We start from the raw sequence: 18,653 nt of genomic DNA on the forward strand, positions 1-18,653 counted from the left end.
GAATCCACGAACCGTCCTCAGCGAAACCACGAAAAGTGCTCAGCAAAACGCCGAACCCCCGGTTAGGATCCGTGCCATGGACGCCCCGGTTGGCTCAATCGCCCCTGCGATGACAAGCGACGACGGACGGCGCCTGCCGCGCTGGGTGAGTTCGCTGCTGACCACGCTGGCGCTCCTGGCCATGGTCACGGCCATGTGGTTCTCCAGCCGCTATGAGCCGGGCCTGAACGCGGCGCCGCGCCCCTGTGAGCGCTGGGCCACCCCCTGCACGCCGGAGCAGGTGACCGCCATGCTGCGCCGCACCGAGTTGCTGTGGCTGGCCGGCGTGGGGCTGCTGCTGGCCTCACTGGCCGACGGCCTGCTGGCCCGGGCCCACCCGGACCTGGAGATGCGGCTGCACGGGACCCGGCCGGTGGCCCGACGGCTGCTGACCACGGCCCTGTTCGGCTTCCCGGTCTATGTGATCGGGGTGCTGGCCAGCTCCGTGCTGGGGAGCCTGGCGCCGTTCACCGCCTGCGCCCTGGTGCTGGCGGTGATGATCTCCCTGACGGCCCGGCTGGGCGGTGAGCTCCCGGCTCGACGACGGCTGGCGGCCGTCTTCGGTATGACGTTGCTCTCCCTGTTGGCGCTGCCGTGGATGCGCACCCTCGGAGGGCTGGCCGAACGCCACGCGGGAGCCGGCTGGGCCGGTGCGGTGGGCATGGCCGGTTGGTTGGGGGCGTGGGCGCTGCCCGCTGTTGGGGCGCTGCTGGCCATCCGGCAGTTGGGGTCCAGCGTGCTGGATCAGCGACGGGCCTGACCGGGCAGCCGTCGGGCCGGTCCGCCTGAGGGACGCCGGAAGCCGCTCGCCGCGTTCACCCTTGTGGGTGGGCAGTTCACTGCTAGCGAATGGGTCAAATGTCCAGAAAATGGTGATCTTCGTCACATTCTCTGCTTCTCTTGATGGCGTTCATCGAGGCTGCGGCGGGGGGCGTGGCCAGCGAAACCCAGGAGAAGACATGACCATCAACCCCCGTCGCACCACTGCCCGTCGAGCCGGGCTGGCCGCCGTCGCGATCGCTCCGTTGCTGGCCGCCCTGACCGGCCCCGGGCTGGCGCAGGCCGCGCTGCCCGCCAACCCAACCGTGGACAACTCCACCCGCGCCGGTGCGCTGGCCGCCTACCGTTCCTACAACGAGGCCGCCACCGCGGTGGCGGGCGGCTGGACCGGTAATGTCAGCAGCTGCACCCCCGGCACGGTTTCGGCGGATGCCCAGGCGGCGACGCTGGCCACCATCAACTACTACCGCTCCATGGTGGGCCTGGCTCCCGCCAGCTTCAACGCCGCCTGGTCTGCCAAGGCGCAGCAGGCCGCCCTGATGATGGAGGCCAACAACTCCCTGAGCCACAATCCGCCCAACACCTGGAAGTGCTGGACCTCCGACGGCGCCGGCGCGGCGGCCACCGGCAACCTTGCCCTGGGCTTCTCCAATGGCGCCAAGGCCATCAACGGCTACATCGACGACGCCGGCAATGACACCACGCTCGGCCATCGGCGCTGGATCCTGGACCCGCGGATCACCACCATGGGTAGCGGCTTCACCGCCCGGGGCAACTCGCTGAAGCTGTGGGAGGGGTCCGTCCCGGCCACCAATCCGGCCAACACCCCCGCCTTCGTGTCCTGGCCCGACGCCGGCTACGTGCCCAAGGTGCTGGTGCCCAAGAACAACATCTGGACCGTCTCCGCCAGCGATGCCAGCACCGACATGTCGTCGGCCACCGTCAGCATCACCAGCGACGGCAAGGCCGTCCCCGTGGAGGTCACCCGGCCCACCGCCGGCTACGGCAAGCCCGCCGTCGGCTTCAAGCCCGGGATCAGCGCGGCCGATGTCACGTCGGACAAGACCTTGGTGATCACCGTCAGCGGCATGAAGAAGGGTGGTGTGGAGCAGCCCGCCTACACCTACCGCACGACGCTGTTCGACCAGACCCAGGACAAGTCGCCGCAGACCCTCGCGTGGACCCCGGCGGGTGACGGCCTGACGGGCAAGACGGCCACGATGATGGCCACGTCCACCTCGGGCCTGCCGGTGACCTACTCGTCGTCCACCCCGACGGTGTGCACCGTCTCCGGCGCCACGGTGAGCTACCTGGCCGAGGGCTCCTGCACCATCACCGCCAAGCAGGCTGGGGACGCCACCTGGGCCGCCACGTCCGAGAGCCGCACCATCCTGGTTGGCCAGGCGGGCAAGGCCAGCAATGTGATCACCTGGGCCCAGCCGGCGGCTGTGGACTCCGGCACCTCGGGCACCCTGGGGGCCACCGCCTCCTCGGGGCTCGCGGTCAGCTATGCCTCGGGCACCCCGTCGGTGTGCACCGTGAGCGGCACCACCGTGAAGTACCTCAGCGGCGGCACCTGCACCGTGACGGCCAGCCAGTCCGGTAGCGCGACGGTCAATGCCGCCGCCCCGGTCACCCGGTCCTGGGCGGTCAGCGGGCTGAAGGCCAATGCCATCACCTGGAATGTGCCCACCAGTGTCACGGTGGGGCAGTCGGTTCCGCTGAACCCCACCAGCACCTCCGGCTCGGGCGCCTTCAGCTACTCGGCCTCGATGAATGCAGTCGGGGTCTGCAAGTTCGGCGCCGGCACCATGGTCTTCGGCGCCAAGGGGACCTGCACGGTGACGGTGAAGCAGGCCGCGACCGCCACTCATGAGGCGGCCACCCTGAGCAAGACCTTCACCGTCTCCTGACCCGACGACGGTGGGACGCGGGGTGGGCTTCGGCTCGCCCCGCGTCGCTGTGTCCGGGCACAGCACTGACCACTGTCGATCCGCGTGGGATGGCGTTGGAACAGGGGTTTGCCGGGCGGAGGCGGTGATCGTGGACCGTGTGCCGGCGCTGGACATGCGGCGCACGACTGGTGGTCAGCGGATCGCCCGTTCCCGCACGGCGCGGTAGGCGTCGGCGCTCCCCACGTTTTGGTGACGTCAACGTGTCTTAAAACATGGTCACGGCGTGACAATTCACCACGTAGTGTGTAAGGGTGTCCTTAGTTAGGTAAACCTCAGCTAACCGCGGCTGGGTGTCCCCGGCGCTGTCGCGGGGCCACCGCCGCTGCCACTCACACGAACACGCTAGGACAAGCCATGTTGCGCCGGATCTTTGCCCTGATCGCCTGCTTCCTGACCCTGGGACTGGTGGCCTGCGGCTCCACCTCCTCCGCCACCCCCGCCGCCAAGGACGGGGAGAAGGTGACCATCAAGCACACCCAGGGCAGCACCGAGGTGACCAAGAACCCCGGCAAGGTGGTGGTGCTGGACTACGCCACCCTGGACTCCATGAAGGCCCTGGGGCTGGGTGAGAAGGTTGTCGGCGTCCCCGCGAAGACGCTGCCGGACTTCCTGTCCGAGTTCAAGAAGACCGAGGACATCGGCACCATGCAGGAGCCGGACCTGGAGAAGGTGGCCGGTCTGGAGCCCGAGCTGATCATCATCGCCGGCCGCACCGCGGAGAAGTACGACGAGCTGAGCAAGGTGGCCCCCACCATCAACCTGGCGGTGGACAACACCAAGTACGTCGACTCCATGAAGGAGCAGGCCAAGAACGTCGGCACCATCTTCGGCAAGGAGTCCGAGGTGACCCAGAAGCTGGCCGACGTGGACAAGGCGATCACCGAGACCAAGCAGGCCGCCAGCAAGGGCGATGCCAAGGCCCTGACCATCCTGACCAGCGGCGGCAAGATCTCCGCCTTCGGCCCCGGCAGCCGGTTCGGCTTCATCCACGACGTCTACGGCATCAAGCCCGCCGCCGCGGACCTGAAGGTGGACAGCCACGGCCAGGCCGTGAGCCATGAGTACCTGAGCACCACCAATCCCGACGTGCTCTACGTGATTGACCGCGACGCCACCATCGGCCGGCAGGGCACCAGCGCCGCCAAGCTGCTGGACAATGCGCTGGTCAACAAGACCAATGCCGCCAAGAACAAGAAGATCACCTACCTCAACGGGGCCCGCTGGTACCTGCTGGGCTCCGGCCTGGACAACACCCTGGAGATGGCCAAGGAACTCAAGGCCGGCCTGGCATGAGCCTGACCCTCCAGGGGCGTCGCCCCCACGACGCCAGCACATCGCCCGCCGCGGTCACCCCCGCGGCGGGCGATGCCGCGTCCGCCGCCGCCGACCCCCGCGGGATGCGCGGGGCTCCTGGCGGCCATGGATCGGTGGCCCGCGGCGCGGCCTATCTGGCGGCGGTGGCCGTCGTCGCCCTGCTGGCGTTCGGCTCCCTGGTGGTGGGCGTCGCGGACCTGGACGCCAATGTGCTGCTCAACTCCCGGCTGCCCCGCACGCTGGCGCTGCTGCTGGCCGGCAGCGCGCTGGCCGTCAGCGGTCAGATCATGCAGCTGCTCACCCGCAACATCTTCGTCGAGCCGTCCACCGCCGGCACCATCGAGTTCGCCACCGCCGGGCTGCTGGTCAGCGCCCTGTGCTGGCCCGGCGCCCCGATGATCGTCAAGATGTGCTTCGGCGCCGTGGCCGCCCTGATCGGCACCGCCGTCTTCCTGCGGATCCTGTCCCACATCCCGCTGCGCGACATGCTGGTCACCCCACTGGTCGGGATGATGCTGGGCGGCGTGGTCAGCGCCGGGGTGACCTTCGTCGCCTACCGGACCGACCTGCTGCAGTCCCTCAACTCCTGGACGACGGGTGACTTCTCCGCCGTGCTGGCCGGGCGCTACGAGCTGCTCTGGGTGGCCGGCGGCCTGACCCTGCTGGCCGGCTTCCTGGCGGACCGGTTCACCGTCGCGGGGATGGGTGAGGCCTTCACCACCAACCTGGGGCTGGACCACCGCCGCACCGTGATGATCGGGATGGCGGTGGTTGCCGTGGTCAGCGCGACGGTGGTGGTCACCGTCGGCGGGCTGCCCTTCCTCGGTCTGGTGGTGCCCAACATCGTGCGGGCCACCATTGGCGACAACTGCCGCCGGGCCGTGCCCTGGGTGGCCCTGCTGGGCGCCGGCTTCGTCGTCGCCTGTGACCTGGCCGCCCGGCTGCTGATCCACCCCTACGAGATGCCGATCGGCACCGTGATGGGAATCGTCGGTGCCCTGGCCTTCCTGATGATCCTGCTGCGGGGGCGACGTTGATGCCCAAGCTGTCCATGGACTGGCCCGAGGTCGCCCGCACCGGACGCGACGTCGTCACCGCCGCCCGTGACGTGCGTCCCGGGCCGCGCCCCGGCCGGCGGCTGCTCGTCCTGGCCGTCGTCGCCCTGACCGCCTGCGCCGGCTACTTCTACTACCGGCTGCCTGCCTCCCCCTACCTGGTGGAGCGACGCCTGGTCACCCTGGCCACCATGTGCGTGGTGGCGGTGGCGATCGGCGTGGCCACCGTGCTCTTCCACACCGTCACCGCCAACCGGATCCTCACCCCGTCGATCATGGGGCTGGACTCGCTCTACGTCGCCCTGCAGACGGCGTCGGTCTTCTTCCTGGGGACCATCGGGTTGGGGGAGGTGGCCCAGTACCTGGTGGTGCTGGTCTCCATGGTGGGCTTCGCGCTGCTGTTGTTCACCGCGATGCTGGTCAGGCTGAACCGCTCGGTCACCCTGATGGTGCTGGTGGGTGTCCTGTTGGGCGGACTCTTCCGGGGCCTGTCCAGCTTCATGCAGCGGCTGCTGGATCCCGACGCCTTCCAGGTGCTCAGTGACCGGATGTTCGCCGACTTCACCGGTTCCCATCCGCAGCTGCTGGGGGTCAGCGCCGTCATCGTCGCCCTGGCGGTGGCCTGGGTCTGGCGCTCCCGGCGCGAGCTCGACGTCGTCGCCCTGGGGCGCGACGTGGCCATCGGGCTGGGCGTCAACCACCGCCGGGCCAGCCTGGTGAACCTGGTGATCGTGGCGCTGCTGGTGGGCACCGCCACCGCCCTGGTGGGCCCGACGATGTTCTTCGGGCTGCTGGTGGCCCACCTGACCTACCGCACCATCGGGGACCATCGGCACGCCGCCACCATCCCTGCCGTCGCCCTGGCCGGGGTGATCACCCTGGTGGGCGGGCAGGTGCTCTTCGAGCGGGTGCTCGGCTTCGAGGGTTCGCTGTCCATGGTGGTGGAATTCGTCGGCGGCATCACCTTCTTGTTCCTGCTCCTTCGTTCAACCCGCGCCGGGAGGCCCGCATGATCATCACCGACCACCTCCAGGCCAAGTACGGCGACACGGTGGTGGTGGACGACGTCACCATCGAGATCCCCGCCGGGGGAGTGACCGCCCTGGTGGGGCCCAATGGCGCCGGCAAGTCCACCCTGCTGGCGATGATCTCCCGGCTGCTCACCCCCGCCTACGGCCGGGTGCTGGTGGATGGCCTGGACGTCGCCACCACCCCCAGCGACCAGCTGGCCCGGACGCTCGCCATCCTGCGCCAGGACAACCACCTGGCGGTGCGGCTGACGGTGCGGGACCTGGTGGCCTTTGGCCGCTACCCGCACTCCAAGGGCCGGCTGACCGAAGAGGACCGGGAGCAGATCGAGGCCGCGATGGACTACCTGGACCTGGCCCCCTTCGCCGGCCGCTTCCTCGACGAACTGTCGGGTGGCCAGCGCCAACGCGCCTTCGTCGCCATGGTCCTGGCCCAGGACACGGACCACATCCTGCTGGACGAGCCGCTGAACAACCTGGACATGAGCCATGGGGTGCGGATGATGCGCCAGCTGCGCCGGGCCGCCGATGAGCTGGGCAAGTCGATCGTCGTGGTGCTGCATGACCTGAATGCCGCCAGTGTCTACGCCGACCACATCGTGGTGATGGCCGACGGGCGGGTGGTGGCGGCCGGCAGCCCCGCCGAGATCATGCGCGACGAGTTGCTCGAAGATGTCTTCGGGCTGCCCATCCGGGTCCGGGAGATCGACGGGGAACTGGTCGCCCTGCACTATGCCCGCTGACGGTCGCTGCCTTCGGGCTCGCCAGCAGAGCCGCCGCGGCGCGAGGCCAGAGCGCCCTCTGGCAGACTCTTAGGCAATCTAGCCGTTGACCCAGAGAGCTGAAGAATCTGCGTGCTTCCGGGAGATTCACCCACAATTGCGCCACCCAACCCTATTGGTCGACTGACCAGTTATCCCGACAGAGCGCATGCCGCACCCCAGTGCCATAGTGGCAGTGGACCGTGGCATGCGCTCTATCGGGACAACTGGGCGAGTGACCGAATCACCGGAGCGCCGAAGCGGCCGCCCCGGCTGGCGGAGTCCGTGAAGATTTCCCCAGAAGGAGGAGCCCGGTCCTGCCTGTTGGTCTGGACTCTCGACCTCATTTTCTAGCGAATTCGCAAGATTTCGGGATAGTTGCCAATCCGTGGCCCGCGGGGGTGCATCATGGCACCCATGGCCGTCACCCCCGTGAACTCCCACCGTCGCCAGCGGAATGCCGCACGCGCCTGCTGGGCAACTGGCGCGGTGCTGGTGCTGGGGTCGCTGGCGCTGGGATACCTCTTTCATTCGGAGTGGATGGGGAGCCCGACCACCTGCCAGTCCTATTCCTGGTGTGACCCTGCCCGGGCAGGGATTGCCCTGCAGGCCGCGACGATCCTCGCCGTGGCCGGGGCTGTGGCCTTCGTCGTCGGGGACTGGCTGCACATCCGTTCGACCCTCCCGGTGCCCGAGCCGCACCCGCTCAACTCCGGTGCCTACATCCTGTGCACACTGGGATCACTGCTGTGGACGGCGGTGGCGCTGCCGGCCGTGGTGATCGTCGGCTGGACCGTGAACAGCACCTCGGCGGTGCTGGGGGCGCTGCTTCTCCTGTTGCATCCGTTGGCCTGGTTGCTGATTGTCCTGCTGGGGGAGTCGGGCACCAGGCGCCGGGTGCGCACGGTCACCTACCCGGTGGTCCTGCTGCTCTACCCGGCCCTGGTGTTCGTCGTCGTCCGAGCGGCCCAGAGCTTCGCCTTCATCCCGGTGATGGTGTTGCTGCCGACGCTGCTGCTGTTCGGCGTGGACCGACTGGCCAATCGCAGCGCTTGAGCTTTCTGGTTTCCTCTAGGTAGAATCCGAGACAGCCATAGAAGCCGGAATCGACGGCTCATGCCTTGCCCAGCAGGAAGCCCACTGCGTCGGCGGCGCCCCAGCCCTCGGGGTGCTGCTCCAGCAGCCGCTTGGCGCCGGTGACGTCCTGGCCCAGGGTGATCCCCGGATCCTCGGTGTAGCCGTCCTTGCGCTCCTGGCCCAGGCCGATGTTCGCCATCAGGCAGTTGCACAGGCACTTGCGGCCCACGGTGTCCTCGACCCTGCCGCCCTTCTTGAGATAGGCGTCGACGGGCTCGGAGGCGCACCGGTAGCCGATGCTGCCGTTCTCCCGTTGGTAGGGCTGGCGCAGGTAGGACAGGTCGCACAGCCGCGGGCGGGCCTGGTAGACCTCCGGGTCGGACAGCGTGCCGGCCACCTGGGCGATCTTGAAGGGGAAGCCGGTGGGGGAGGCGCGGGGGTCATTGCGCACGTCCAGCTGGTCCCGGGAGAGGTCGTCCAGCATCTGGCGGCGCAGGTCGTCGCGCATGCCGGACTCCTTGGCCAGGGCGAAGATGGTGCCGCACTGCACGCCCACCGCCCCCGCATCCAGCGCCTCCTGCACCCGCTCCGGCTCGGAGTAGGCGCCGGCCATCCAGAAGGGGGAGCCGACGGCGGCCATCTTGACCAGATCGGCCACGTCCTTCTCGCCGTAGATCGGGTCGCCCTGCTCGTCCAGGTTCATCCTGCCGCGCGGCGGCGCGGAGTGACCGCCGGCCACCGGACCCTCGACGACGAAGCCGAAGGGCTTGATCTTCTCGTCGCGGTTGAGGAAGTTGGCCAGCGAGTGCACCGAGATGATCGCCAGGAAGCGCGGGGTGGGCAGCGGTTCCATCGGGCCGCCCAGCACCGACGTCGGGTCCACCTCATCCCACAGCGCCTGCCCGCCGTCGACGTCGACGTGCACACCGCCGGGGCGCCCGGCGGACAGGTCGCGCAGCAGCTGCGGAATCTCGCGCGGGATGCCGGCGCCCATCAGTACATAGTCGACGCCGGCCAGCACCGCGCCCAGCGCGGCGGTGGGGGTGGCCATCTGCACCTTCTCCAGGAAGTTGATCCCCACCAGCCCGTCGTGGCCCTCCTTGGCCAGCCAGGTCTCACAGAAGTTCGCGGCCACGCACAGGTCGATGATGTTCTGCTTGGGGTTGACCGTGATGGTCTCGTGCGGCCGGTACGGGGCGCCCTGCCGGCCCTCGGGCTTGAAGTACTTGTCCAGGATGCGCTGCGCCACCTCCGGATTGGGGAAGTGCGCCAGCGCGCGCCGGTAGTGCCCACCCGGGTCGCCGTCCTGCAGCGTGCGGGCCAGCACCGCGTCCAGGGCCGTTCCCGAGACCACGCCCAGCTCGCCGGCCAGGCTGACCTCGCGCGCCAGCCGCCAGCTGGAGACGGCAATGCCCATGCCGCCCTGGATGATGGTGGGAAGGGGGCGTTCACTCATCGGGACTCCTCGGTGGGTACGCGTCCGTAGGTTACGACTGCGTAACCTACGGTACCGTAACGTTTCTGCACCATCCCGCCCAGATTCACAGCATGCTTGGGTTTGGGGCGTGGGAATCCCACAACTGACGGCGGCCGATCACGCACTATCCGCCTGTCTCGGGAATGTCCAAGACAGGCGGATAGTGGGTGATCGAGCGTCAGAGAGAGGTGTGCGAGGGGGTCGACGGCTCGTAGGCGACGTCGGCGAAGACCTCCTGCAGCTCCAGCCACCACTGCTCCAGCGGGCGACGGAAGACCGGGTCCACGTGCTCCATCATGTGGGCCAGCGGCTGCTTGGCCACCGCCCCCTCCTGCAGCCCGATGTAGAAGGACTGCGGGCGGCGCTTGGCCCAGCCCTGGTCCAGCAGTTCCAGGGCGTGCGAGACCAGCCGGGTGGCCAGCAGTCGGTCGAAGGGGGTGGGGGCGCCGCCCTGCTGGACGTGGCCCAGGATGGAGTGCCGCACGTCGAAGGAGTCCTTGCCCTCCTCCTCCAACAGGTTGGCCAGGAATTCGGTGTCATAGTGCTCGCTGGCCCGCTCATTGCGGATCGCCAGGAAGAGCCGTCGGCCGCCCTCGAAGGAGCCGCGCAGCCACTCCATGTCGTGGTACAGGTCACCCAGGCTGATCCCGGTCTCGTGCAGGTAGACCCGCTCCGCGCCGGCGGAGATGCCGCTCATCAGCGCCAGGTAGCCGCAGTAGCGGCCCATGGTCTCCACCACGAAGGCCCGTCGGGTGGCCGAGCCGGACATCTTGATCCGGTCGATCGCCTCGACGATCACGTTCAGCGCGGTGTCCGTGCCGATCGCCAGCTCCGAGCCGGGGACATTGTTGTCGATGGTGGCCGGCACGCAGATGATCGGGATGTTGAAGGCCGGGTAGCGGTCCTTCTCCGTGTGCAGCATGTGGGCGGCCCGGTAGGCATTCCAGCCGCCGATCACCAGCAGCGCGTCGACGTCATTGTCCTCCAGCGATCGGCTGATCCCGTACAGGTGCTCCAGCGGGGGGATGGTGCGACGGGTGCCCAGCTCCGCGCCGCCCTCGCCGGTCCAGCCCTCGACGTCGTCCCAGCTGAGCTCCTCGATCTGCCCGTCGCGCATCCCGACGAAGCCATTGCGCACGCCCAGCATGGTGTGGCCGCGGCTGATCCCCAGCCGGACCGCGGCCCGGGCGGCGGTGTTCATGCCCGGGGCCAGGCCGCCGGCGTGCACAATCGCGATCCGCTTGGCGCTGGAATCCGGGTTCACCCGGCTGGGCTCGGCCAGCTCCAGGAAGATCTTGCGCATCTCGGTGAAGGAGCCGCCGCGCAGCGTCATCGCCTGGTCGAAGTTCTTGTCCGCAATCAGTTCCGGTACTCGACGGGTCTGCTTCACGGCCTCCATCAGGTCAACCCCCACCACCCGGTTGCCGCGCAGCGCCATCACATTCCCGGGGCTGTCCGGGGTGGCGGCCAGCACCTCCTTGGCGGCCTCGTGGCCCAGCCAGGTGGAGGCCCACCGGTCATAGGCGCTGGGCGTGCCGCCGCGCTGCACGTGGCCCAGGATGGTGACCCGGGCGTCCTCGCCCAGCCGGTCCTCCAGGGTCTGGCGCACGTACTCGCTGGTGATCGGGTTGCCGTCGCGGTCCTTGGCGCCCTCGGCCACAATCACAATCGAGTCCCGACGGCCGGCGTCGCGCCCCCGCTTCAGCTCGGCGCACATCCGGTCCTCCCAGCCCTCGGCGGGCGGGTACTCCGGGATCAGGCAGTAGTCACAGCCGCCGGCCACCGAGGCCATCAGTGCCAGGTAGCCGCAGTGCCGGCCCATCACCTCCACCACGAAGGAGCGCTGGTGGCTGGCGGCGGTGCTGGCCAGGTCATCGATGGCGTCGACGATCCGGTGCAGCGCGGTGTCCGCGCCGATGGTCATGTCCGTGCCCACCAGGTCATTGTCAATGGAGCCCACCAGCCCGGCGATCATCAGCGACGGGTGCTGATCCGCCTCCTGCTGGGTGATCACGCCGTTCTCGGCCAGCTCGGCCAGCAGGCCCGGCCACTCCTGGCGGAACAGGTCCAGGCCGGACAGGGAGCCGTCGCCGCCGATCACGACGAGGTGGTCGATCCCGTGCCCGACGAGGTTTGCCGCCGCCTTCAACCGACCGTCCCGCTCCCGGAACTCCTTGCTGCGGAAGGTGCCGATCAAGGTGCCGCCGCGGTGCATGATGCTGCCGACGTCGTCCCAGCCGAAGGCCTTGATCCCGTCGCCGCCGTCGATCATGCCCTGGTAGCCCTCGAAGATGGCATAGGGCTGGGCGCCCAGCCGGATGGCGGTGCGCACCACGGCGCGCACGGCGGCATTCATGCCCTGGGCGTCGCCGCCGGAGGTCAGGATGCCCAGCTTCACGGGGGCGCTCTCGGGGGCGTCGGGCGTGGTGGGGACGGTCTGCTCGGTGCTCACCCCACCATTCTTGCCGCACCGGCGCGACGGATGAATGGCCGGGGCAAGGAGTTGCCCGGAAATTCACCCATCACGGCGGGGAAAGCATGGCTCACCACGGCGGCCGAGCCTGTCGAGGCCCTCCCAGGTCTCCAGGCCACGGTGGCCGAGCCTGTCGAGGCCCCTCCTTGGGGGCGCCGGAGATCTGGGTCCTTCGTCCAGTTCTGGGAATTGACCTCCAGAATTCCGACTCCCTCGCGCTGCCCCGCCTGACAGGCGGACGGAGAAGGACTCTGGAGGTCACTTTCCAGAATCCGGCCCGGATCCACCACAGTGGGCGGGCTTGCCCGCCACGGCGGCCGAGCCGGACCCAGCCATGGTGGCCGAGCTTGTCGAGGCCTCTCCTCGGAGCCCCCAAGAACCTGGTCCGTCGTCCAATTCTGGAAATCGACCCCCGAATCCTGGCCCCTCGCCCTGGTTCGGCTGACCTGACGGGGCCCGCTGGAATCTCGAGGTCGTTTTCCAGAATCGGCTGCACCGGCCTCCGGCGAGCCTGTAATGCTGGGGGCGTGAGCGCACTCCGGGAACTGGACAATGACGCGGGGCTGGTGGCTTTCTGTTTCGGGATCACTGCCCTGCCCGAACTGCCGGGGCCGGGTCTGGTGGCGCTGCTGGGGTTGTTCGGGAAGTCACCCGCCGCGTCGCGCAGCCTGCTGGCCCGGCTGCAGCAGCGCGGGGTGCTGCGGGGTGAGCGGCGGGGGAGGACCACCGGATACCGGCTGTCCGGGCCGGTGTCCGAGCAGTTCGGTCGGCTGCGTGCGCTCGGTCATGGCGAATCACCGCCCGTGGACTCGTGGGACGGTCAGTTCTCCGGGGTGCTCTTCCACGCCCCGGAGAGTCAGCGGGCCTGGCGGGACCATGCCCGCCGCACCGGCATCTCCCAGGGCTTCCGATTGCTGCGTCCCGGGCTCCTGGTGCACCCCTTGCTACCGGCCGAGGCAGTGCTCGGCCACCTGGCCGAGGCTCCCGAGGGGGCCGGTGCGCTCCCGGTCCGCCTTGAGCTGGCGGCCGCCGACGCCCGCGGCCTGGTGGCCCAGCTGTGGGAGCTGGACCTGCTGACCCGACGGGTGGTCACCACCACCAACCATCTGGCCGGCCTGGGCGAGGCGCCCCGATCCGTGCTCGATCCAGACATCCTGCGGTACGCGGCCGCCATGCGGGCCGGCTACCAGTGCCTGCTGCTGGCCCCCCAACTCCCCGCAGAGCTGCTGCCCGAGCAGTGGCCCCTGCCCGGGTTGAGGAACGCGATCACCCGCACCAACCGGGAGTGGACCCCGGGGGTGCAGGCGGCCGCGCGGAGCCTGGTCAGCGCTGCTTCTGGGCAACCTGCTTCGTGATCGCCCCCGAGACCAGGGTGGCAATGATCGTGGTGCCGACGAAGAAGGCGGCGGCGATCCCCGAGGCCGTGCCGGAGGAGGCGTCGGCCAGCTGGGTCCAGCAGATGAAGGCGATGATCGCGGATATCACGCCGGCGATCAGGCCGTTGACGAGGTTCTTGCTCATGGCTACTCCCACTCCGTGATGTGTCGTTGCTTGGAACGAACGTAACCCAAAGAAGTATCAATCATGACTAGTCGGTGAGTTTGGCCACAGAATTCACCCGGTCGTCACCTCCGCCCGCGAATCCACCGGCGGGGGTCCGCTGGGTAGTCTCGGGTTAGATCCGGAGGGATGGGGAGGTTCAGTGGTGCAGTGGCGCAAGGTGGTGGTGATCCTGCTGGGGCTTGCCCTGATGGCCAGCTTCGGGCTGGGTGCCGTCGCCACGTCGTGGCAGCAACGGCCGAGCACTGCGGACCTGCTGGCCGGCTACGACCAGCAGGCCATCTCCTACTGGGTGTCCGGGAGTAGCGCGTCGCCGGCGGTGGCGCGGGCGCTGAAGCCTTCCCGGGACGGCTTCGTCACCAAGGGGGTCACCATCGAGCAGGCCGATTCCCGCACCATCGCCGTCTCCGAGACCGAGGATGACGGCCAGCTGGAGGTGCGCGCCACGGTGAACACCGGCTGGGTGCTGCGCCAGGACTCCAGCGGTCAACGGGAGAGCAGCACCTCCACCGACGCCCATCGGCTGGTCTTCGACCTGGACTCGGGAGAATTGGTCAGCGACGAATTCCTGCAGGAGTAGGTGACACGCCAGCACTCAGTCGCTGCCGCCGCCCAGCACCTCGTCGACATAGCACCAGCGCCAGGCCTCTCCCGGCTCGATCGAGCGCATCGTCGGGTGCCCGGTCTCCTCGAAGTGCCGGGTGGCGTGCATCCCCACGGAGGAGTCGCAGCAGCCGACGTGGCCACAGGTCAGGCAGAGCCGCAGGTGCACCGGGTCCGTCCCGTCGGCTTCACATGCGGCACACACTCCGGCGGTGCTGGGCTCGACGGTGCACGGGGAAGCGGCCAGGTGTTGGCAGGGGGAATCGGGCAGGGCCGGGCGCAGGGGCGTTCCGGGGACCCGCTCTGCCGCCTCGCTGCGCCTCAGGATCGCCGCCTCCTCCATGTCCAGCGCATTCAGCACCCGGCCCAACACCTCGTGCTCGGCCTGGCCGGCGTCGCGCATCCGCAGCACCTCGGCGCGCTCGGCGGCGATGGACGCGGTGCGCAGCCGTCGCCAAGTCTCCGACGGGGTCTCGACGTCTGCCTCCGGGCGGCCCAGCCGCTCCCAGATGGAGTTGATCTGCCGTTCGCCCTGCTCCTGCAGCAACTGGATGGTGTCCTGGTCATGTGGGCCGGCTTCGGCCCGCACGCGCTCCAGCCCGGCGGCGACGGCGTGCTGGTAGATGGTGGCCTCCTGCAGGGTGTCCTCCCGCGGGTCCGGGCCGTGGATCCCGATGTTGCGCGCGATGATCGGCAGGGTCAGGCCCTGGATCAGCAGGGTACCCATGGTGGCCGCCAGCGCGATCAGGATCAGCACCGAGCGGTAGGGAGTGTGCTCCGGCAGGGTCAGCGCCGCGGCCAGGGTGACCACCCCGCGCATGCCCGCCCAGGAGATCACCGCGGATTCCCTGGCGGGGGTGGTCTGCTGCGTAGGGCCGATGTGCACCAGCACCCGGGTGCCCAAGACCCACACCACCCGCAGCACCATCACGGTCAGCAGGGTGGCCAGACAGGCAAACAGGACGCGGCCCACGGTCAGGTCCGTGCCTCGGGCATTGTTCACGATGCTGCGCACCTGCAGACCGATCAGCAGGAAAACGGCGTTCTCCAGCAGGAACTGCACGGTGTGCCAGTTGATCTGCTGTGCCAGCCGGGTCTGGCCGGACTGGATGGCGGGCGAGGCATGGCCGATCATCAGCCCCGCCACCACCACGGAGAGCACGCCGGAGCCGTGCAGTTCCTCCGCGGGCACATAGGCGACGAAGGGCACCAGCAGGCTGAGCGCGGTGGAGGTGGCGGCATCATCGGTCCACCTGAAGCAGAGGTTGGCGAGTTTGGCCACCACCAGGCCCACCACGATCGCCACCACGACGGCCCGCAGGAAGTCCAGCAGCACGCTGCCGACGGCCACCGACGCCCCCATCGCGGCGATCGCGGTGCGCAGGCTGACCAGGGCGGTGGCGTCGTTGACCAGGCTCTCGCCCTCCAGCACAGACACCACCCGTCGGGGCAGGCCGATGGACCGGGCCACTGCCGTCGCGGCCACGGCGTCGGGCGGAGCCACCACCGCGCCGATCGCCAACGAAGCGGCCCAACCGATCCCCAGCAGTTGGTGCACCACGGCCCCCACCCCGGCCGTGGTGAACAGCACCAGCCCGACGCTCAGCCAGCCAATCGCGGAGGCATTGCGCCGGAAGTCCATCAGGGAGGTGGTCACCGCCGAGGCATAGAGCAGCGGCGGCAGGGCGCCGATCAGGATCACCTCGGGGGAGAGCTGCGGCTCGTGGATGAAGGGCAGGTAGCTACCCAGCAACCCGATCACGATCAGCACCAGGGGGGCGTTCAGCCCGAAGCGACGGCAGAGCGCCGTGACCGCCAGCACGGTGACCAGGAAGGCGGTGGCGCCCAGCACGAGGTGTTCCATGTGCCTGATTCTGCCGGATGGGTCCGACAGCGCCGCCTGGCTCTGCTCAAAACAGATGCAGGACGGGGCTCCGACGCCATAGTTGCGTTGGACCCCCGTCCTGCATCTGTTCTCGTCGGGTGATTCCGGCGGTGGAGCGGCTACTGCTGCATCGCACCCGCATTCAGCACTGGGGTGGCGCGGGAATCAGAACACAGGATCACCAGCAGGTTCGAGACCATCTGGGCCCGACGGTCATCGTCCAGGGTGACGATCTGCTGCTCCTCCAGCTTGGTCAGCGCATCCTGCACCATGGAGACCGCACCCAGCACGATCTTCTCCCGGGCGGCCAGCACGGCCGAAGCCTGCTGGCGCTGCAGCATCGCCTGGGCGATCTCCGGCGCATAGGCCAGCGACGCGATCCGGGTCTCCAGCACCTCCAGGCCGGCAATCTGGATCCGCTCGGCCACCTCGGCCGCCAGCTCCCCGGCGATCACGTCGGTGGAACCGCGCAGGGTCTCCACCCCCGGATCGGCATTGTCATAGGGGTGTACGGAGGCGACGTGCCGCAGCGCCGACTCGGACTGCACGGCGACGAAGTTCATGTAGTTCTCCACCGCGAAGACGGACTTGGCGGTGTCGGCCACCTGCCAGACGATGATCGCGGCGATGTTGACCGGGTTGCCGTCGGCGTCGTTCACCTTGAGCTCGTGGGTCTCGAAGTTGTTGACCTTCACCGAGACGGTGCGCTTGGCGGTCAGCGGCACCGTCATCTGCAGGCCCGGCTTGCGCAGCGTGCCGATGTAGTTGCCGAAGAACTGGATCACCTTGGTCTGGCCGGGCTGCACGATGGTCAGCGAACTGCCAGCCAGCAGGCCCGCGGCAATCAGCAGGATGCCCAGGAAGGTGCCGCCGCCGCTCTCGCTGCCCGCCGCCAGCATGGCGCCGAAGACCAGCAGCGCCAAGGTGAGGACCAGGGCCAGCAGGCCCGGCACGCTGAAGGCTCGCTTCTCCTGCACGCTCACGCGGGTGCCGGCGGCGCCGACGGGTCGGCCGGCGGGGGAGCCGCCCACCGACGTCGGTTCACCCGCCGCACGGTGGGGTGGCTGCTGCGGCGGCCACGGCTGGGCAGCCGGATGCGCGCCCGGCTGCCCCGGGCCGGCCTGTCCTTGGCCGGGGTGTCCCTGCGGGGGCCAGGGCTGGTTCGGCTGGCCGCCGGGTGGCCCCCAGGGGTTCTGGGGCTGCGGCGAGTTGGGGTCATTCGACGTAGTCATTGCAATCTTCCTTCGGCTCCATCGGTCAGGGACTGGATATCAGACGGTGGTGGCATCCGGGTGTCCAGAGGCTGACGGCTCTCGTCGCGGATTGACCGACGGAATATTCGTCGCTATGATTTCGATATATCGACGACGCACCGAGAGCTCATCGCGGGATTCGAGCCGGATGCGTCGGGGCGAGCCAGCAGGGCACGCCCCCACAGACACCCAAGGAGAAAACCCATGAAGAAGTTCATGAACCAGAGTGAGTTCGAGTTCGGCCCCCAGGGGCCGCAGGGTGGCCGAGGCCGCCACCATGCCCACCGCGGTGGGCGCCACCCCCAGGCCGCTGGGGATGCAGGACACCCCGGCCACGGGCATGGCCGGCCCGACGATCAGGGCTTCGGCCCGGGCGAGGGTCGCGGACGCGGCGCTGGCCGGGGACGTGGCCGGGGTGAGGGCCCCGGGCGGGGCTTTGGTCCCGGCTTCGGTGGCCCCGGCTTCGCGGGCCCCGGTTTCGGTGGTCCGGAGGGCCCGATGGGCGGCTTCGGGATGCCGATGCCCGAGGGGCGCGGCCCCCGAGGTGGGCGCGGAGGCGGCCGTCGGGGCCCGGGCCGGGGCCGCAAGGGCGACGTGCGCAATGCCGTCCTGGCGCTGCTGGCCGAGACCCCGCTCAACGGCTATGGCCTGATCAATGCCATCGCGGAGAAGTCCAATGGCCTGTGGCGGCCCAGCGCCGGCTCCATCTACCCCGCCCTGGGGCTGCTGGAGGACGAGGGTCTGATTGAGCCCACCGAGGCCGACGGCAAGAAGGTCTTCCGGCTCACCGAGGCCGGCCGGACCCACGTCGCCAACCACGCCGAGGAGCTGGCCAGCCCGTGGGACAAGGTGGCCGAGCCGCATCGCGGCTTCCTGGACGTGCGCGGTGACATGCACCAGCTGGGCATGGCGGTGCAGCAGGTGGTGGTCACCGGCGACGCGGAGCAGGTGGAGGCCGCGCGCAAGATCCTGGAGCGGGCCCGCAAGGACGTCTACCGGCTGCTGGCCGGCGACGCCGAGGCCTGATCCGACGGGGCTTCGGCTCATCGCACAGGGGTCGGCCCGACTGGGGCCTCGTCATCCCCGACGCGACGCCGGGGCCTGGCCCGACGGGGGCGTCGGCCCCACCACGCAGGGGTCGGGCCTGACTGGGGTGTTGGCCCCACCACGCAGCGGCTGGGCCTGACCGGAACATCGGCTCCACTGCACAGCGGTCAGCCCCGACTTGGTCGCCTTCATCCCCGACGCGACGCCGGAGGCACCCGTCGCGATCGAGGACCTGCTGGTCCGTGCCCAGCCTGGGACGCCGAACTTCGCAGCACCAAAGTCTTGGGGGGGGGGGGGAGGGGGATGCACCACCAAGGGGGCTGTGCTGAGGGGGGGGGGGGGGGGG

At 69.4% G+C, this 18,653-nt stretch carries 15 protein-coding genes; 10 read left to right on the forward strand and 5 right to left on the reverse strand.

Annotated elements, in window-relative coordinates; translation table 11 throughout:
- Window positions 1-76: 76 nt before the first annotated feature.
- The 7 genes from AAEX60_RS01325 to AAEX60_RS01355 all read left to right on the forward strand — a co-directional run bounded on the left by AAEX60_RS01325 (window position 77) and on the right by AAEX60_RS01355 (window position 7,988).
- Complete coding sequence (locus AAEX60_RS01325; protein WP_342100555.1) at window positions 77-799, forward strand: hypothetical protein; 723 nt, start codon at window positions 77-79, stop codon at window positions 797-799.
- Between the two features lie 199 nt (window positions 800-998).
- On the forward strand, window positions 999-2,732 hold the full coding sequence (locus tag AAEX60_RS01330) for a CAP domain-containing protein (protein ID WP_342100557.1): 1,734 nt from the start codon (window positions 999-1,001) through the stop codon (window positions 2,730-2,732).
- A 396-nt stretch (window positions 2,733-3,128) separates the two neighbouring features.
- On the forward strand, window positions 3,129-4,067 hold the full coding sequence (locus AAEX60_RS01335; RefSeq protein ID WP_342100559.1) for a siderophore ABC transporter substrate-binding protein: 939 nt from the start codon (window positions 3,129-3,131) through the stop codon (window positions 4,065-4,067).
- Window positions 4,064-5,125 (forward strand): ABC transporter permease, encoded by a 1,062-nt coding sequence (locus AAEX60_RS01340; protein ID WP_342100561.1) that lies wholly within the window; start codon window positions 4,064-4,066, stop codon window positions 5,123-5,125. Before AAEX60_RS01335 ends, AAEX60_RS01340 begins: the two co-directional genes overlap by 4 nt.
- Entirely contained in the window at window positions 5,125-6,156 is a 1,032-nt protein-coding gene (locus tag AAEX60_RS01345) for an iron chelate uptake ABC transporter family permease subunit (protein WP_342100563.1), read from the forward strand. Before AAEX60_RS01340 ends, AAEX60_RS01345 begins: the two co-directional genes overlap by 1 nt.
- Window positions 6,153-6,914: an iron ABC transporter ATP-binding protein gene (locus AAEX60_RS01350; RefSeq protein WP_342100566.1), complete on the forward strand. Its 762-nt coding sequence runs from the start codon at window positions 6,153-6,155 to the stop codon at window positions 6,912-6,914. Before AAEX60_RS01345 ends, AAEX60_RS01350 begins: the two co-directional genes overlap by 4 nt.
- A gap of 435 nt (window positions 6,915-7,349) precedes the next feature.
- The gene (locus tag AAEX60_RS01355; protein WP_342100570.1) at window positions 7,350-7,988 is read left to right on the forward strand and encodes a hypothetical protein; all 639 of its coding nucleotides are present in this window, start codon (window positions 7,350-7,352) and stop codon (window positions 7,986-7,988) included.
- Window positions 7,989-8,046: 58 nt separating this feature from the next.
- Here AAEX60_RS01355 and AAEX60_RS01360 read toward each other — a convergent pair whose 3' ends face one another.
- Together AAEX60_RS01360 and AAEX60_RS01365 are read right to left on the reverse strand one after the other, a co-directional pair.
- Window positions 8,047-9,465, reverse strand: coding sequence for a nitronate monooxygenase (locus AAEX60_RS01360; RefSeq protein WP_342100572.1), 1,419 nt, complete (start codon window positions 9,463-9,465; stop codon window positions 8,047-8,049).
- 199 nt (window positions 9,466-9,664) lie between these two features.
- Window positions 9,665-11,938, reverse strand: coding sequence for a 6-phosphofructokinase (locus AAEX60_RS01365; protein ID WP_342100573.1), 2,274 nt, complete (start codon window positions 11,936-11,938; stop codon window positions 9,665-9,667).
- Between the two features lie 548 nt (window positions 11,939-12,486).
- On the opposite strand from AAEX60_RS01365, the gene AAEX60_RS01370 reads away from it, so the two are divergent.
- A complete protein-coding gene (locus AAEX60_RS01370) occupies window positions 12,487-13,314 on the forward strand; it encodes a hypothetical protein (protein WP_342100574.1) in 828 nt (275 codons plus the stop codon).
- Here the strand turns inward: AAEX60_RS01370 and AAEX60_RS01375 are convergent.
- The gene (locus tag AAEX60_RS01375) at window positions 13,283-13,480 is read right to left on the reverse strand and encodes a hypothetical protein (RefSeq protein ID WP_342100576.1); all 198 of its coding nucleotides are present in this window, start codon (window positions 13,478-13,480) and stop codon (window positions 13,283-13,285) included. The genes AAEX60_RS01370 and AAEX60_RS01375 overlap by 32 nt on opposite strands.
- A gap of 184 nt (window positions 13,481-13,664) precedes the next feature.
- Here AAEX60_RS01375 and AAEX60_RS01380 point away from each other — a divergent pair, with 184 nt between their 5' ends.
- Complete coding sequence (locus AAEX60_RS01380) at window positions 13,665-14,099, forward strand: hypothetical protein (protein WP_342100578.1); 435 nt, start codon at window positions 13,665-13,667, stop codon at window positions 14,097-14,099.
- A gap of 15 nt (window positions 14,100-14,114) precedes the next feature.
- Here the strand turns inward: AAEX60_RS01380 and AAEX60_RS01385 are convergent, their stop codons facing one another.
- Together AAEX60_RS01385 and AAEX60_RS01390 are read right to left on the reverse strand one after the other, a co-directional pair.
- A complete protein-coding gene (locus AAEX60_RS01385; RefSeq protein WP_342100579.1) occupies window positions 14,115-15,986 on the reverse strand; it encodes a Na+/H+ antiporter in 1,872 nt (623 codons plus the stop codon).
- 140 nt (window positions 15,987-16,126) lie between these two features.
- Entirely contained in the window at window positions 16,127-17,239 is a 1,113-nt protein-coding gene (locus tag AAEX60_RS01390) for an SPFH domain-containing protein (RefSeq protein WP_342100580.1), read from the reverse strand.
- A 225-nt stretch (window positions 17,240-17,464) separates the two neighbouring features.
- Here AAEX60_RS01390 and AAEX60_RS01395 point away from each other — a divergent pair, with 225 nt between their 5' ends.
- The gene (locus tag AAEX60_RS01395; RefSeq protein WP_342100581.1) at window positions 17,465-18,286 is read left to right on the forward strand and encodes a PadR family transcriptional regulator; all 822 of its coding nucleotides are present in this window, start codon (window positions 17,465-17,467) and stop codon (window positions 18,284-18,286) included.
- Window positions 18,287-18,653 lie beyond the last annotated feature (367 nt).

Source organism: Luteococcus sp. H101, from assembly GCF_038433155.1.
Taxonomy (GTDB): domain Bacteria; phylum Actinomycetota; class Actinomycetes; order Propionibacteriales; family Propionibacteriaceae; genus Luteococcus.

What these genes read in the sequence shown, in the direction of transcription:
- AAEX60_RS01325 (WP_342100555.1), top strand. Translation starts at nt 77, where the DNA reads ATGGACGCCCCGGTTGGCTCAATCGCCCCTGCGATGACAAGCGACGAC.
- AAEX60_RS01345 (WP_342100563.1), top strand. Translation starts at nt 5,125, where the DNA reads ATGCCCAAGCTGTCCATGGACTGGCCCGAGGTCGCCCGCACCGGACGC.
- AAEX60_RS01375 (WP_342100576.1), bottom strand. Translation starts at nt 13,480, where the DNA reads ATGAGCAAGAACCTCGTCAACGGCCTGATCGCCGGCGTGATATCCGCG.
- AAEX60_RS01350 (WP_342100566.1), top strand. Translation starts at nt 6,153, where the DNA reads ATGATCATCACCGACCACCTCCAGGCCAAGTACGGCGACACGGTGGTG.
- AAEX60_RS01360 (WP_342100572.1), bottom strand. Translation starts at nt 9,465, where the DNA reads ATGAGTGAACGCCCCCTTCCCACCATCATCCAGGGCGGCATGGGCATT.
- AAEX60_RS01385 (WP_342100579.1), bottom strand. Translation starts at nt 15,986, where the DNA reads ATGGAACACCTCGTGCTGGGCGCCACCGCCTTCCTGGTCACCGTGCTG.
- AAEX60_RS01395 (WP_342100581.1), top strand. Translation starts at nt 17,465, where the DNA reads ATGAAGAAGTTCATGAACCAGAGTGAGTTCGAGTTCGGCCCCCAGGGG.
- AAEX60_RS01340 (WP_342100561.1), top strand. Translation starts at nt 4,064, where the DNA reads ATGAGCCTGACCCTCCAGGGGCGTCGCCCCCACGACGCCAGCACATCG.
- AAEX60_RS01390 (WP_342100580.1), bottom strand. Translation starts at nt 17,239, where the DNA reads ATGACTACGTCGAATGACCCCAACTCGCCGCAGCCCCAGAACCCCTGG.
- AAEX60_RS01330 (WP_342100557.1), top strand. Translation starts at nt 999, where the DNA reads ATGACCATCAACCCCCGTCGCACCACTGCCCGTCGAGCCGGGCTGGCC.
- AAEX60_RS01355 (WP_342100570.1), top strand. Translation starts at nt 7,350, where the DNA reads ATGGCCGTCACCCCCGTGAACTCCCACCGTCGCCAGCGGAATGCCGCA.
- AAEX60_RS01335 (WP_342100559.1), top strand. Translation starts at nt 3,129, where the DNA reads ATGTTGCGCCGGATCTTTGCCCTGATCGCCTGCTTCCTGACCCTGGGA.